Source organism: Deltaproteobacteria bacterium, assembly GCA_026712905.1.
GTDB lineage: Bacteria > Desulfobacterota > Binatia > UBA9968 > JAJDTQ01 > JAJDTQ01.
The window spans coordinates 1-14,858 of record JAPOPM010000077.1 but is presented as its reverse complement, the minus strand read 5'-3'; the positions used below and the strand labels follow the sequence as shown (position 1 = coordinate 14,858).

Annotated in this window: 18 protein-coding genes; 16 read left to right on the top strand and 2 right to left on the bottom strand. The window is 66.4% G+C overall.

Annotated elements, in window-relative coordinates; translation table 11 throughout:
* The first annotated feature begins 73 nt into the window (after positions 1-73).
* From OXF11_05895 to OXF11_05855, 9 genes are all read left to right on the top strand, one after another.
* On the top strand, positions 74-1,078 hold the full coding sequence (locus tag OXF11_05895; GenBank protein MCY4486635.1) for an ABC transporter substrate-binding protein: 1,005 nt from the start codon (positions 74-76) through the stop codon (positions 1,076-1,078).
* 107 nt (positions 1,079-1,185) lie between these two features.
* Positions 1,186-1,929, top strand: coding sequence for a lysophospholipid acyltransferase family protein (locus tag OXF11_05890; protein MCY4486634.1), 744 nt, complete (start codon positions 1,186-1,188; stop codon positions 1,927-1,929).
* Positions 1,930-3,585, top strand: coding sequence for a ribonuclease J (locus OXF11_05885; GenBank protein MCY4486633.1), 1,656 nt, complete (start codon positions 1,930-1,932; stop codon positions 3,583-3,585).
* Between the two features lie 11 nt (positions 3,586-3,596).
* Entirely contained in the window at positions 3,597-5,843 is a 2,247-nt protein-coding gene (locus OXF11_05880) for a DNA translocase FtsK 4TM domain-containing protein (protein MCY4486632.1), read from the top strand.
* A 90-nt stretch (positions 5,844-5,933) separates the two neighbouring features.
* A complete protein-coding gene (locus tag OXF11_05875) occupies positions 5,934-6,575 on the top strand; it encodes an outer membrane lipoprotein carrier protein LolA (protein MCY4486631.1) in 642 nt (213 codons plus the stop codon).
* 77 nt (positions 6,576-6,652) lie between these two features.
* Positions 6,653-7,078 carry a TraR/DksA family transcriptional regulator gene (locus tag OXF11_05870; GenBank protein ID MCY4486630.1) on the top strand — a complete coding sequence of 142 codons (426 nt, stop codon included), beginning with the start codon at positions 6,653-6,655 and terminating at the stop codon, positions 7,076-7,078.
* 3 nt (positions 7,079-7,081) lie between these two features.
* The gene (locus OXF11_05865) at positions 7,082-7,480 is read left to right on the top strand and encodes a cupin domain-containing protein (GenBank protein ID MCY4486629.1); all 399 of its coding nucleotides are present in this window, start codon (positions 7,082-7,084) and stop codon (positions 7,478-7,480) included.
* Between the two features lie 115 nt (positions 7,481-7,595).
* On the top strand, positions 7,596-8,414 hold the full coding sequence (gene proC / locus OXF11_05860; protein ID MCY4486628.1) for a pyrroline-5-carboxylate reductase: 819 nt from the start codon (positions 7,596-7,598) through the stop codon (positions 8,412-8,414).
* 204 nt (positions 8,415-8,618) lie between these two features.
* On the top strand, positions 8,619-9,593 hold the full coding sequence (locus tag OXF11_05855; GenBank protein ID MCY4486627.1) for a TonB family protein: 975 nt from the start codon (positions 8,619-8,621) through the stop codon (positions 9,591-9,593).
* Between the two features lie 77 nt (positions 9,594-9,670).
* On the opposite strand, the gene OXF11_05850 is transcribed toward OXF11_05855, so the two are convergent.
* A complete protein-coding gene (locus OXF11_05850) occupies positions 9,671-10,510 on the bottom strand; it encodes a hypothetical protein (protein MCY4486626.1) in 840 nt (279 codons plus the stop codon).
* 37 nt (positions 10,511-10,547) lie between these two features.
* Positions 10,548-10,694, bottom strand: coding sequence for a hypothetical protein (locus OXF11_05845; GenBank protein MCY4486625.1), 147 nt, complete (start codon positions 10,692-10,694; stop codon positions 10,548-10,550).
* A gap of 238 nt (positions 10,695-10,932) precedes the next feature.
* On the opposite strand from OXF11_05845, the gene OXF11_05840 reads away from it, so the two are divergent.
* The 7 genes from OXF11_05840 to OXF11_05810 all read left to right on the top strand — a co-directional run.
* Positions 10,933-11,196, top strand: a complete 264-nt coding sequence (locus tag OXF11_05840; protein MCY4486624.1) for a type II toxin-antitoxin system prevent-host-death family antitoxin — start codon at positions 10,933-10,935, stop codon at positions 11,194-11,196.
* An 8-nt stretch (positions 11,197-11,204) separates the two neighbouring features.
* A complete protein-coding gene (locus OXF11_05835; protein MCY4486623.1) occupies positions 11,205-11,513 on the top strand; it encodes a type II toxin-antitoxin system RelE/ParE family toxin in 309 nt (102 codons plus the stop codon).
* 184 nt (positions 11,514-11,697) lie between these two features.
* Positions 11,698-11,874 carry a hypothetical protein gene (locus OXF11_05830; protein ID MCY4486622.1) on the top strand — a complete coding sequence of 59 codons (177 nt, stop codon included), beginning with the start codon at positions 11,698-11,700 and terminating at the stop codon, positions 11,872-11,874.
* 45 nt (positions 11,875-11,919) lie between these two features.
* A complete protein-coding gene (locus OXF11_05825; protein ID MCY4486621.1) occupies positions 11,920-13,194 on the top strand; it encodes a M20/M25/M40 family metallo-hydrolase in 1,275 nt (424 codons plus the stop codon).
* Positions 13,195-13,215: 21 nt separating this feature from the next.
* Complete coding sequence (locus OXF11_05820) at positions 13,216-13,722, top strand: thiamine pyrophosphate-binding protein (GenBank protein ID MCY4486620.1); 507 nt, start codon at positions 13,216-13,218, stop codon at positions 13,720-13,722.
* On the top strand, positions 13,719-14,321 hold the full coding sequence (locus OXF11_05815) for a thiamine pyrophosphate-dependent enzyme (protein MCY4486619.1): 603 nt from the start codon (positions 13,719-13,721) through the stop codon (positions 14,319-14,321). The genes OXF11_05820 and OXF11_05815 overlap by 4 nt, the downstream gene beginning before the upstream one ends.
* Positions 14,322-14,388: 67 nt before the next feature.
* On the top strand, positions 14,389-14,858 hold a 470-nt coding region (locus OXF11_05810), incomplete at its 3' end, for a RidA family protein (GenBank protein MCY4486618.1).

Here is a 14,858-nt window from a genome sequence, read left to right as displayed (position 1 = left end):
CCGTTTCCGCCTATAGGATGGCGGTGCGGACGGCGCGGGTGCTCCGCTCATTGCCGGCCGCGGGGAGGGGCTCATGTTCCGTCGATTCCTGAGTGTGCTTGCGGCAGCGGCCGTCGCGGTGCTGACCGTCGTTTCCGTCGCTTCCGCGGCCGACTCCAGGACGGTTCGCGTGGCCTTCGCCGGCTTCGGTGCCGGCACCGTGGTCACCTGGATTGCCCGGGACACGGAGCTCTTCGCCAAGTACGGCCTCGACATCGATCCCGTGTACATCGACGGTGCCACCGCGGGCGGCGTGCAGAGCCTGCTGGGGGTGGATATCTTCGTGGCCTCCGAGGACGTGATGCCCACGCTGGAGGCCATCAGCGGCGGCGCCGACCTGGTGTTCGTCGGCGGCCACGCGAGTCCCGAGAACTACCATTTCGGCGTGGCCTCGTACGTGGATGACCTCGCCCAGCTCAAGGGCAAGAAGGTCGCGGTGTCGAACCTGGGGCGCAAGTCCGACCTGATCGCGCGGATTCTATTGAGGCGCGCGGGACTGAACCCGGTGGAGGACGTGGAGATGGTGCCCATCGGCTTCTCTCCCCAAAGGGCCGCGGCTCTTTTTCGCAACGTCGTTCAGGCCGCGCCGCTGGTGCGGAGCGTGGCGGCGCAAGTCCAGCACTGGGGCATCAAGGTGCTCGACCTCGGCCAGGTCCACCTGACCACCGACCTGCTGGTGACCAGCCGTTCCTTCGTCGAGCGCCGCCCCAACGAGCTGCGGCGTTTCCTCATGGCCTACCTCAACGGCATCCAGCACTTCCTCGCCGAACGCGCCGACACCATGCGCATCATCGACAAGTACGTGACCCTGGCCCAGGGCGCGACCCTCCCGGGCACGTACAATGCGCTGGCGCAACGCCTGGAACCGCTGCCGGTCCCGCGCATCGAGGGGGTGCAGGCGCTCATCGACGCGGTGGCGGTGACGGACGAGCGCGCGCGCCGGCTCGACCCGCAACGCTTCCTGGAGCTGGACACGCTGAAGCGGCTGGACAAGGGCGGCTTCGTCAAGGGTCTTTACGCGGAGAAGATCAAACTCTAGCGTGGTGTCCGGGCCGGCAACTTTGCATTCACCGGCCGTATCCCCTAAAATAAAGGCACTGTGGGCTTCGGGCCGCTCCCAAGCTCGTCGGATTCGCCTTCAAGCGCATGTACACGCTCAAGCTGGCCCTGATTCTCGGCCTAAGCCTTCTGGAAAGCATTCCCATCATTATCCTCGGACTCGCCGATCCCTACGGCAGGCGTGTCTATCCGTTATTCCGTTTCTGGTCCTGGTGCATTCTCAAGACCGGCGGCGTGGCCGTACGGGTACGCCGGACCGGGGACCTGGACCCGGCCCGGGCCTACGTCTTCATGGCCAACCACCAGAGCAACATCGACATTCCGGTGCTGGTGCAGGCGCTGGCGCCGATCCAGTTGCGCTGGATGGCGAAGCGCGAGCTGCTGCGCGTCCCGTTCTTCGGCTGGGCGCTGTGGGCGTCCAAGCACGTCCTGGTCAAGCGCACCCGCTCCAAGGACATGGTGGCGGCGATGGAAAACGCCCGCGACAAGCTCGCGCGGGGAATCTCCGTGGTGGTGTTCCCCGAGGGCACGCGCAGCACCGACGGCGAGCTGCTGCCCTTCAAGCGCGGCGGCTTCCGCCTGGCAGAGACGGCCGGCGCGCCCATCGTGCCCGTCACCGTCATCGGGTCGGGTGTCCTGATGCCGCCGGGCGATTGGCGCCTCCGGTCCGGCCAGGTGGAGGTCCACATCGGCGAGGCCATCGCCGCCGAGACTCATGACGACCGTTCACGCGGGCAGATGGAGCGCGTCCGCGAGGCCATCGCCGCGCGGCTGGCGCCGCGGCACGAACCGGACCCGGCCGAAGGCTGCCGGACCTGGCAGGCCCAGTAAATGGACTCCTTGAGAATCATACCCCTGGGAGGACTGGGCGAGTTCGGCAGCAACATGCTGGCGCTCGAATGGGGCGATGACATCATCGTGGTGGACTGCGGCGTCATGTTCCCGAGCCCCGACCAACTGGGCATCGACCTCGTCATTCCCGACATCGGCTACCTCACGGAGCAGGGCAAGATGCCCCGGGCGATCATCCTCACCCACGCCCACGAGGACCACATCGGCGCCTTGCCCTACGTCCTCCGGCACTGTCCGGTGCCGGTTTTCGGCACGCGCCTCACTCTGGGCTTCGTGCGTCACAAGCTGCGCGAGCACCGGCTCGAGGAGGCCACGGAGCTGGTGGAGATGGTCCCGGGCGAGCGCTTCTCCGTGGGTCCCTTCACGATCGAGGGGATTCCGGTCACCCACAGCCTGGTGGATTGCGTCGCCCTGGCCATCGAGACGCCGGTGGGCATCGTCGTCCATAGCGGCGATTTCAAGATCGACAACACTCCGGTGGCGGGGGAGAACTTCGACTTCCACCGCTTCGCGGCCTACGGCGACCGCGGCGTCCTCATGCTGCTGTCGGACTCCACCAACGTCGAGAGCCGGGGCACCACGCCTTCGGAGCGCAGCGTCGGGCAGGGGCTCCGGAGCATCTTCGCGTCCAGCCCGGGCCGCGTCTTCATCGCCACTTTCGCCTCGCACATCCCGCGCATCCAGCAGGTGGCGGAGGTGGCGGCGGATTTCGGGCGCAAGCTGGTGCTCAGCGGGCGGAGCATCATCAACAACTCGGGCATCGCCTCGGACCTGGGCTACCTGCGCCTTCCTCACGACGTGATGACGGACGGCCAGAGCTGGCGGGACGTGGCCGACGACCGGCTCTGTTTCCTCACCACCGGGAGCCAGGGGGAGCCCCTCTCCGTGCTCCACCGGATCGCCTTCGACGAGCACCGCTCCATCCGGCTGCACCCGGGCGACACGGTGGTGCTGTCGGCGCGGTTCATCCCCGGGAACGAAAAGATCATCAGCAACCTCATCAACCACCTCTACAAGGGTGGCGCCCAGGTCCACTACGAACGCACGTCGGATATCCACGTATCGGGGCACGCGAGCCAGGAGGAGCTGAAGACCATGCTCCAGCTCACCCGTCCGCGCTACTTCGTGCCCCTGCACGGGGAGTACCGGCAGCTCTGCAAACACGTGGAACTGGCGCGCGCCGTGGGCATCCCCGCCGACAACTGCTTTCTGCTGGAGAACGGCGACGTGCTGGAGCTGGACGGGGAGGACGCCTGGCGCGTGGAGCCGGTGTCCACCGGCAAGGTCTTCGTGGACGGCAAGGGCGTCGGCGACGTGGAGGACATCGTCATCCGCGACCGCCGGCACTTGAGCGAGGACGGGCTCGTGGTGGTGGCCATGGCGGTGCACCCGCGCACCGGCGAGGTGACCGCGGGGCCGGACCTCCTGGCGCGCGGCGTCATGCGTTCGGAGGAAGAGGAAGACGTCCTGGGCACGGCGAAGGATGCGCTGTGGGCGTACCTCGACGGCTGCGGTTCCGAGACGCGCATGGATTCCGTGGAGTTGAAGGAAGGCATCCGCCGATCGCTGCGGCGGTTCTTCGAGAAACGGCTCCACCGCCGGCCGGTGATCGTGCCCTATATCATGGAGATGTAGGCGAGGCGCTCATGGAGAACGGCACTCGAATCAATCGTGAACTGTGGGGCGCGGTGGCGCTGGTGGGCGCGTGCTTCGCGGTTCTGAGCCTCGCTTCCTACAGCCCCCTGGACCGTTCCTTCAACGTCCCGTCGGGTTCGCAGGATACCCTCAACCTTGGGGGCGTGGTGGGTGCCTACCTGGCGGATGCGCTGCTCCAGGGTTTCGGCCTCACCGCCTACCTGGTGCCGCTGCTGCTGGTGTGGATGGCCCTGCGCCTGTTTCGCCGAGAACCGCGCAGGTTGCGGCTCCTCCAGCTCTTCGGCAGCGGCGTGCTGCTATGGGGCGTGGCGATCCTGATCAGCCTCGTGCACGAGGTGGAGCTGGCGCGGGACGGCGGCGGCGCCCTGGGGGGCTTCTCGCGGGCGTTGCTCACGGAGATGTTCGGCTACGCCGGGACGTGTGCGATCACGGTGTTCCTGTTCTTGCTCGCGGGCATGCTGCTGTCCCAGACGTCCATGTTGAACTGGTGGGGTCGTGTCGCGGGTGCACAAGGCCAGCTTCGCTCTTCGATGGGCGCGGCCGCGGCTTCCGCGCGGCGGCTGAAACCGGGACGGGAGGCCCCCGTCAACGTCAAGAAGGAGCACAAGGACTTCGAGCCGCCGCCGATCATCCTTGACGAGGTCATCGAGCAGGAGGCGCCGGAGGAGCCCAAGGCACGCAGGAAGAAGGCCAAGGCCAAACCCAGGCCCAGGCGGGAGCCCGAACAGTTCGTCTTCCCGGAACTCGGCAACGGTTACACCTTGCCGCCGATGGCGTTCCTCGATTCGCCTCCCATGGACAAGGCCGGCGTGGACAAGGCCTCGCTGGAGGCCAATTGTCTCGTGCTGCAGCGGAAGCTTCAGGACTTCGGCATCGAGGGCGAGGTGCTGGCGGCGCGGCCCGGACCGGTCATCACGGTGTACGAGTTCCGCCCCGCTCCCGGCGTCATGGTGCGCCGCATCGTGGGCGTGGCGGACGACCTCGCCATGGCTCTGAGCGCGGTGAGCATCCGCATCCTGGCGCCGATCCCGGGCGAGTCCGTGGTCGGAATCGAGGTGCCCAACACCCGGCGGGAGACGGTCGTTCTGCGGGAGATCCTGGAAGACCCGGTCTACTCCGATTCCGGGGCGAGCCTGCCCCTGGCCTTGGGCAAGGATGTCTCCGGCGCTCCGTTCGCCACCGACCTCGCGCGCATGCCGCACCTGCTGGTGGCCGGCGCCACCGGCACGGGCAAGTCGGTGTCGCTCAATTCGATGATCCTGAGCATCCTCTATCGGGCCACGCCGGACGACGTGCGCTTCATCATGATCGACCCCAAGATGCTCGAGTTGACGCCGTACGAGGGTCTGCCCCACCTCCTGACGCCGGTGGTGACCGACCCCAAGGAGGCGCGCGCCGCCTTGTTCTGGGCGGTGCAGGAGATGGACCGGCGCTATCGCCTGATGCGCGACAAGGGCGCGCGCAACATCGACAACTACAACCGCATCCTGGAGAAGGAACCGCCGCGCGCCCCGGCGTCCGCCGACCCCGCCGAGGAGGAGTTGGGGGGACGCCTGGACGGGCGCGAGGAACTGGTGCACGTGCGCATGCCGCGGGTGGTGATCCTCATCGACGAGTTGGCGGATCTCATGATGTCCGTGGGACGGGATATCGAGGAGCACATCACGCGGCTGGCCCAGAAGGCCCGGGCCGCGGGGATCCACATGGTGCTGGCCACCCAGCGGCCCTCGGTGGACGTGATCACCGGACTCATCAAGGCCAACTTCCCCGCCAGGGTGTCCTTTCAGGTGACCTCGCGCATCGACTCGCGCACGATCCTGGACGGCCAGGGGGCGGAACAGCTCCTGGGCAACGGCGATCTGCTGTTCCTGCCGCCCGGCACCGCGCGCCTGATCCGGCTCCACGGCCCTTACGTCTCCAACCGGGAGATCGGCAAGGTCACGGACTTCATCAAGCAGCAGGGGAGGCCCGAGTACCGGCCGGACATCCTCGAGGCGGCCGCGGAAGGGGGCGGCGATCTCGGGGGCCTGGACGACGACTACGACGAGATGTACGACCAGGCGGTGGCGGTGGTCACCGAGACCCGGCAGGCCTCCATCTCCATGGTCCAGCGGCGCCTGAGGGTGGGCTACAACCGCGCCGCGCGCATGATCGAGAAGATGGAACGGGAGGGCGTGGTGGGACCGGCGGAGGGCGCCAAGCCGCGCGAGGTTCTGGCGCCGAAGATCGAGGAATGACGGAACAGACTACGAAAGGACGACATGCGGACTCTCCTCGACCCTGACGGAGGTCGCTTGCCGCGGCCGTGGGGCAGCCGACGGGCGGGATTGGCGGTTGCGCTCGGATGCGCGGCGATCCTGGCGGCGCTTGTGCCCCAAGCCGGCGCACGGAATGCGGCGGAAGTGGTGCGGGAAGTGCAGCGGCGCTACGACTCCACGCGGGACTACAGCGCCGAGTTCCACCAGACCACCGAGTACCGCACGCTCAACCGGAGCATCGAGGGCAGAGGCAGCTTCTACTTCAGCCGGCCCGGGAAGATGCTCTGGCGCTACGAAGAGCCGGCGGGGCAGTTCGTCCTTTCCGACGGGCGCCATCTCTACTTCTACCAACCCGCCGAACGCCAGGTCATCAAGACGGCCGTGGGTGGGGCGTTTCGATCGGACCTGCCGTTGTCGTTCCTGCTGGGCATCGGCAAGCTGCAACGGGACTTTCGCGCCGAGTTGCTGGAAAGCACCGCCGACGGCCACCGGCTCAGGCTGATCCCCCGGCGGGCCAACGCCGGGCTCCGCGAGATCATCCTCACCGCCGACGCCGAGCGCTACGACATCCGCCGGGTGCGCATCGAGGACGAGGGCGGCAACCTGTGGACCTTCGGTTTCGAGAACATCCGCCGCGGGTTCGCCCTGGATCCCTCGGTATTCCGGCTGAAAATACCGCAAGGTGTCGATATCGTTGAGTTCGGCTCCTGACTCGCCGGAGGCGCCCAATTTGGTTGACTCCGCTTTCAAATAGTGGTCAATTGGGTCCCTTCCCAGGAGACACGACCATGAGAAAAGACGTACTGAAGAAGTTCCGGGAGACCCTGCTCGACATGAAGAGCCAGCTCCTGGAAGACCTTCCCGACCGGCTCAAACAAGAAGTGGAAAGCACCAAGGACGAAGGGCGCGACACTTACGATCTCGCCAGTGACGAACGGGACCGCGAGATCAACATGATCCTCAACGACCGGGAGCGCACCAAGCTGATGGCCATCGAAGACGCGTTGGCCCGGCTGGGCGAGGGCTCCTATGGAGAGTGCGAGGAGTGCGGCGAGGATATCGGGGTGGGCCGGCTCAAGGTGATGCCGTTCACGCGGCTGTGCGTGCGCTGCCAGGAAGAGCTGGAACGGGAATCCCGGATGATGAAGAACTTTGACGACGACCGTACGTTCCGCCGCCTCACCACGAACGATACCGAGGAAGAGAGCTACTAGGCCATGAAGTATTTCTTCTCCAAGGAGGATGCCGAGGTCGTGCGCATCGAGGGAGAGGCTCCGCGCACGCTCTATCCCTGCGTCGAACCCCGCACGACCGGGACGCACCACTTCTCCATGGGCCTCCAGCAAGTCGATCCGCACAGCGAGATTCCCCTGCACTCCCACGACGACGCCGAAGAGATACTGTTCGTGTTCGGCGGTCGGGCGATGGCCACCGTGGGAGACGAGACCACGGAGATCGTCCCGGGCTCGGTCGTGTTCATTCCGCCCCGCACCAACCACGGGTTCGTCAACGACCATGATGAACCGCTGTGGATCACGTGGACCTTCTCGCCCCAGGGCTTTGAAGGCTATATTCGCGGCGTGGCCCAGGGCACGGTGCAGCTCAAGACCGTATAGCCGCGTTCAGGAATTGCCTTTCGGGCGGCGGCGTTCCGTGGTGAATGCCGCCGCCGTTCTGTTTCGGCCAGCGTAACGTTGCGGTGACACGCGCGCGGTCCCGCGAGGAGGCCCCATGCTCCAGGACAGGATCGGTTTCATCGGCGCCGGCAAGATGGGCAGCGCCATCATCCAGGGAATCCTGCGCGCCGGTCTGGTGGACCGGAACCGGTTGGCCGCGAGCGATCCCATCGAGGCGTTGGGGAAGGCTCTGGTCGACGAAACAGGCGTCCGGTTCCTCCAGGACAACGTCGAGTTGGTGAACTCGTCGGACATCGTGATTCTCGCGGTCAAGCCCCAGGTCATCGACGCGGTGTTGCAGGAACTGGCCGGCACCCCGCTGGACGGCAAGCTGGTGGTGTCCATCGCGGCCGGAGTGCCGCTGGCGCGTATCGAGGGGCTTCTGCCCGAGGGCACGCGCGTGGTCCGGGTCATGCCCAATACGCCCTGTCTCGTGGGCGAGGCCGCCTCGGCGTACGCCGGGGGCCGCTGGGCGCGGAGCGAGGACCTCGATCGGGTGGGACAGATCCTTTCGAGCGTGGGGCTCGCGGTCACCGTGGAGGAGCATCATCTCGACGCCGTGACCGCCTTGAGCGGCAGCGGCCCCGCCTACGTCTTCCTGTTCATCGAGGCGCTCACCGCGGGCGGCGTGCAGATGGGACTCGGCCGGGACGTCGCCCTGAAGCTGGCGCTGCAAACCGTCTACGGCTCCGCCGTCATGGCACGGGAATCCAAGGAACACCTCGCCGAGTTGCGCGATGCCGTCACGTCGCCGGCCGGGACCACGGCCGCCGGCCTTTTCGCCCTGGAACAGGGCGCTTTTCGTGCCACCGTCATGGAGGCGGTGCTGCAGGCGGCGGAACGTTCGGAAGCCCTGGGGAGAGGCGAGCACTAGTGTCGTGTCCCGTAAATTCCTGGCATAAGTTGCGCAGGATATTTCGTCGTCGGCAAGGCGCGATGACGAGCAGTGGCGGGCACCACGCGAGGAAGAGCAACGCAGCCGACGGCGAAAAAGACCAGCAAATTATGCCAGGAATTTACGGGACACGACACTAGCGCGGCCCAGGGCACCGGGTGTCCCGGCCGCCGCTTCGAGGACATGAACGGCCATCTGTTGAACGGACTGCGAGTGTGCCGCCGGGGGCTTGTGCTGGCGTGGCTCTTGGCCGCGGCGACCCTTGCGCACGCGCAGACCGGTCCGGCGCCCGGCAACGGCGCCGCGCCCGATCTCGAAAAGCAGGCATACGAAAAAATCGTCGAGGCGCGAGGGAATGCCCGCGCCGAACGCTACGTGGAAGCTCTGGGCCAGCTCGACGAGGCGGTGTCGCTGGCCGAGGGGGCGGGGAGCACCCTGTCCCTGGCCCTGGCGCTCCACAATACGGCGGAGGTGCGTCTGCTCAAGGGTGAGCCCCTGAAGGCATTGAGGGACTACTACCGCGTCCTGGGCGTCTACACCGAGCTCGGCCATCGATCCGGCGCCAAGCTGGCGCGAGATCGTATCGACATGCTGTCGCGCCTCTTCACGAAGCCGCGCACCCCGCCCACGCCCGTGGCCGAAGCGCCGGCCGCGGCCGGCTCCGGGGACGGGACCGGCCCATCGCCGGTGGAACCGCCGCGGACGGAAGAGACGGATCGGCTGGTGCTCATCGACCAGGCCGTGGAGCGGATCCGGCGGCGGCAACGGGGTGAGGAAACGCCCGAGCTTCCACCGGTCGAGGGCGTCCGCGTGATCCGGACCGAGCCCCGGGAAGAGCCGGGCAACCCGCGCGAGCGGGCCTACGTCGAGTCGCTGCGGCGGAAGATCGGCGGCAACGCGCGCTACCCGGAATACGCCAAGCGCACACGGCAGCAGGGCGCGGTGGACGTGGTCTTTGCCGTGCACGGGAACGGGGAGGTCGAAGGCGTCAAGCTGTCCAGGTCGTCGGGTTTCATCGTGCTGGACGTGGAGGCGTTGCGCAACGTTCGGGAATCCGCGCCCTTCGGCCCCATGCCCGGCAGCGTCGCCGGGGACCCCGTGACCGTGCGCCTGACGTTGAACTACGAGCTGCCGGATACCGCCGGCGTCGCGCCGTGATCCAACGCGGGCCCCCCGCGATCGTTTATCCCAAGAGATGAGTTTCCGGCCGTGGACCGGGTCCCGATGACGCGTCGTCAGGGGGTGCGGTTCGCGCGCGCGGCGGGTTCGATGGTGGTGAGGCGCGCCAGGGCGTAGCCGTGGAACGGCTGGATCTCCAGCGCGCGCACGTAGTCGAGATCGGCGCGCGCGTGGAAACCGAGAGCGGTGGCGCTGCGAGCGCGCAGGACATACACCTCCGCGAGCCACCTGTCATCCACGGCCAGCCCCGATTCCGCAACTTCGAGAAAGTTCAGGGACTCGCGATAGTTGCCCAGGAAGTAGTGCGCGCGGGCAACGAAGTAATGGCTGTAGGGATTGCTCGAGTCCACCCGGATGCCTTGTTCGAAGCGCGCCAGCGCGGCTTCGTGCCGCTCCGCCCGGAGAAGGGCCTGGCCCTGCTGCAACAGCTTCATCGACGCCTCGCGCTGCGGCACACCGGAACCCACTACCGCGGCCAGGTCCGGGAGCGGGTAGGAGTCCCCGGTGCCGCGGTCCGACGGGGCATCGGACCCGGTGGCGGGCACGGTCGGCGCCTGCACGGCGGGCCCCCGTCGCGGCGCGAGAGCCGTGGTGCCGGCGCGCGGCGCCGCCGCTCCCTCCGACTCCCGGCCCGGGATTCTTGCTGCCGGCCCGGGCCAAGTCGGCGTTCCCGTCACGGCGGGTGTCTTGGACACGGTCTCGCCGGCGGGCGGTGCCGGTTTCGGTTCCGAGCCGGTCAGATCCTGCTCCTCAATGGTTCCCTGCCGCAACAGCGGTGACGCCGGGTCGTCCGGGACCGCGGGCCGGGTCTGGGCCATAGCCGCCCCGGACAAGAACAATGCCGCCATCCAGAGCGCCCCGGCCGCCGTCCACGCCCGCGCGAAGGGTTTCGTCATTCTCTCGGCTCCACTCCCGGCACCGGCCGGCGGCGTCTCACAAAAGGATCACCGCCACCACCGTGCCCAACGCGAACGGCACCAGCGCCGCCGGAGGCAGGTTCCCGCTCACCGTATCGAGAATCACCAACATCGACAGTCCGATGAACACAAGACCCGGATAGGTCACAAGAAGTTCGATCATGATCCATGCCGGCACGCATCGGCCCGGCCCGGGAAGAGCCCGGACCCCGCGGCGCAGCAGCAGCTTTCATTGTGGGTTGCGGGGGTCCGGGTGTCAAGGAGAGAGATGGGGCGCCGGGGACGCTTCCATAACCCGCGGGGTGCCGGGAGCCCCGGACCCTGGGACGAAGGCTTGTTGACAGTACGCTCTACCGCATCTATTATTCGTACATTCAATAGGTCCAGTTGAGGAGACGCAAGTGAAGTTCTCTCAAGACATCGTTCCCCTGACCGACCTGAAATCCAACCCCGGGCGCGTCGTGAGACATGCCGCGGAGTCTCACCGTCCCGTTCTCGTCACTAGTCGCGGGCGAGGCGTCGCAGTCGTCCAGTCCGTCGAAGAATTCGAGGCAGCCGACGATGAGCGCGCTTTCATGCGGGCGGTTGTCGAAGGGTTGTCGGATATCGAAGAAGGACGCGAGGTCTCGTTGGCGGAAGCGAAGTCCCGGCTCGGCCTCAAGTAGTCGTTCCCGTGGAGATTCGACTGGCCGATTCCGCCTTGGCCGACCTGAACGAGATCCAGGATTGGTACGCCGGCGAGGGCGTTCCGGACGTGGGCTTGCGCTTGATCCGAAGGATCATGGAACGTGTCGAGAGCCTGGCATATCACCCCGACATGGGGCGCATCGTACCCGAGTTCGGGCAGGCTTCGCTCAGAGAACTGACGAATCCGCCATTCAGGATCATCTATCGACGGGATCGGGACGCCGTGCGGATCGTTCGAGTGTGGCGTGGTGAACGCCTGTTGCGGCTGCCCGAAGACGAAGACGGAACGGTTTGATCGGCCACCCGCAGCCATGCGCATGATGGAAAGCCGCCAGGGAAACAGGAGCCGGTAACCCTCCGTGCGTTCCCGGGAAAGCCCGCGTTGACACGCATGGGGCCGCGTGTTACGAGCCGTTCGAGAGCCATGGGCTCGCCCGCGTGCATCCCCTGACAGACAGTCGCAGATCGGAGGAACTGCCGTGAAGGAACGGATTCGCGAGATCGACAAGGAGTACGGTTTCAACCTCACCGAGGACGAGATCGAGTCCATCGCCAAGCAGGCGGAGGAGACCCACCTGCTGTTGCAGGACCTCTACAAGGTCGACGTCACCGGGGTCATGCCCATCATGAAGATCGACAAGCAGCGTAAGAGCTGACAACGTATCGAGAGCATCGAACGCACTCCGACCTACCACGACACCATGGACAACGACGCCAGGGAACGAATTCTTCAGCACATCGACGGCCAGGAACTGGCCGAACTCACCCGCGACCTCGTGGACATCCTGAGCCCCACCGGCTCGGAGAAGGAGATCGGTGAGTTCATCCTCGACTGGTACCGGGCCAACGGCCTCAAGCCCATCCGCCAGGAGATCGACCCCAACCGCGTGAACGCGGTGGGCGTGCTCCAGGGCACGGGCGGCGGCGTGTCGCTGATGATCAACGGCCACATGGACACGAGCTTCACCGGGCAGGAGGACGACCTCATGCTGTGCCGGGAGCTCGAGCCCCAGAGCGAACTGCGCGGCGCCATCCGCGACGGCAAGGTGTTCGGCCTGGCCGCGTCCAACATGAAGTCGGGTCTGGCGGCGTTCATGGTGGCGGGCAAGGCGCTCAAGAAGAGCGGCGTCGCCATCAAGGGGGACCTGATCCTCGCGGCGGTGGCGGGCGAGATCTCCCGCACCCCCATCGGGCCGTACCAGTCGGGATTGTATCGCGGCGAAGGCACCGGCACCCGGCACCTGCTGACCTACGGGGTCCAGTCCGATTACGCCATCGTGGCCGACCGTTCGGCCTTGTCCATCATCTGGACCCAGTCCGGCGTGGCCCAGTTCAAGATCGACACCTTCGGCAATCCCCATGCCGCCTGGGGCGTTACCCGGAAGCAGGAGCCGCCCGAGGAGCACAACGCCGTGCTGAAGATGGCCAAGGTGGTGCAGGCGGTGGACGCGTGGGCCGAGGAGTTCGAGGCCAACCACGTGTACCAGTCGGCCAACGGCCCGATCATTCCCAAGGTCAATCTCGGCTCGGTGCAGGGAGGCGCTCCCTACCGGCCCAACTACCACCCGGGTATCTGCTCGTTGTACGTAGACGTGCGCATTCCGCCGGAGCTTCGGCCCCTTGAGGTGCAGCGCCAGTTGCGCGCGGTGATGGATGCCACCGGCTACGAGTACGACATCGAGATGTACACGTCGAAGATGGGCTACGAGGCCAAGGGCATCGAGCCGGTCGTGGAGGTCATCGAAGACACGCACCAGGAGCTGTTCAACGAGAAGACCACGCCGGCCAACACCTTCCGCTCCAGCATCTGGACGGACACCAACATCTACAACGAGATGGGCATCCCCGCCTGCAAGTTCGGGCTCGGCGGTGGCCGTTTCACCACCCGGTCGGAACAGATCGACATCGACGAGATCGTGCGCGCGGCGAAGATTTATGCGCTGTCCGCCGCGACCATCTGCAATTGGGCGCGATAGCCTTCGGATCAGGAGTCACGCATGGAACCGGTACTCGCTGAGAAGATTGTCCACGGCTTGAAGGCGGCCGGCATCGATTTCATCACCTACCTGCCGGAGAGCCGCCTGAGCCAGATCCTGCCGCTGTTGCGCGAGGACGGCACCGTACAGATGGTGGCGACGGCCAGCGAGCAGGAGGCCATTACCATCGCCGCGGGCGCGGCCCTCGGGGGCAAGCGGGTGGCCTGCTATATGGAGAGTACGGGTCCCTACGTTTCCGCCTACTCGCTGCTCACCGTGGGCAAGCAGATGGGCGTGCCGATCCTGCTGCTCATCGGCTTCCTCGGTAGTTTTGCCGATCAACGGAACAGCTTCCTCTACGTCACCATCGGCATGCGCATGATCCCCACCATCGAAGGGCTGGGCCTCGAATACCGCGTCGTCGAGAACGCCGACAACCTCGAGCGGCACATCCGGGACGCCCAGCGGGTCAGCGACTCCATGCGCGCGCCGGCCGCCCTGATCTTCTCCGCGGAGTTCGCCCGATGATACGGTACGACTGCCTCGAGCTCATGGCGCCGTTGATGACCGATCAACTGGTGCTCTCCTCCCAAAGCGGCCAGCGCATCGAATGGTTCCACCTGTCCCAGCACGAGGGAAACCTGTTGGTGGGAATGATGGGTTGCGCCACCGGCGTGGGCATGGGTTTGGCGCTGGCGTTGCCCCGCCGCCGCGTCATCGTGCTCGAATCCGACGGCAGCGTGCTGCTGTCGCTGTTCAATCTTCCGACCCTGGGCAACCTCAACCTGTCCAACCTGACGGTGTTCGTCTTCGACAACGAGGTCTACAGCGGCAGCACCATGAGCGAGCCCACGGCAACGGCCGGGAAGACCGACCTCGCCGCCGTCGCCCGGGCCTCGGGGATCGACAACGCCGTCACGGTGCACGATATCGAGGGCTTCAAGGAGCACGGCTTGCCGGGCGTGACCGGTGAGGGGCTCCACTACGTCGTGTGCAAGGTCGAGGAAAGTCTCATCCACCGCGAGATCCCGCGCCCCAACGTCGATCTGGCGGAGTACAAGTACCGGTTCGTTCGCTATATCGAGCGCACCGAGGGCATAACCATCCCTTTCGTCGGCCTGGGATAGGGTTCCGCCCCATCCCGGATACGCGAATGCCAAAGTATCAATTCACACCACAAGGAGGCGAGGCATAATGGCAACGAACGAAGAAGCGGTCAAACGGCAGGAAGCCGAGAAAACCGAGTACGACTGGGGCACGCTGTGGCCGCACTATCACAAGGAGAGGATGAATTGGGCCACGGGTTTCCGCACCCGGGGTGACGTGGATATCCTGTTCCTTTCCGGCTCCACCGGACGCGATCCGTTCGAGGACGCGCCCTGCCGGGAACCCAACGAGGAGCGGGCGGGCCGCGGCAAGGTGGTCGGCGGCATCAAGGAGCAGACCACTCAGGCCTGGCAGGACATCAAGGACAATCTCGAGATGATGGGCGGAGAGCTCAAGCACATCGTCATGATCCGCTACTTCCTCACGCGCCGTGAGGACGTGTTCGACATGCGCGACGCGATGTACGCGTTCTTCGAGGAGCACGAGCCCGATCTGCGGGCGCATCCCCGTCCCGCCACCCTGCTGCGCGGCGTCGGCATCGATCTGCAGGACATGCT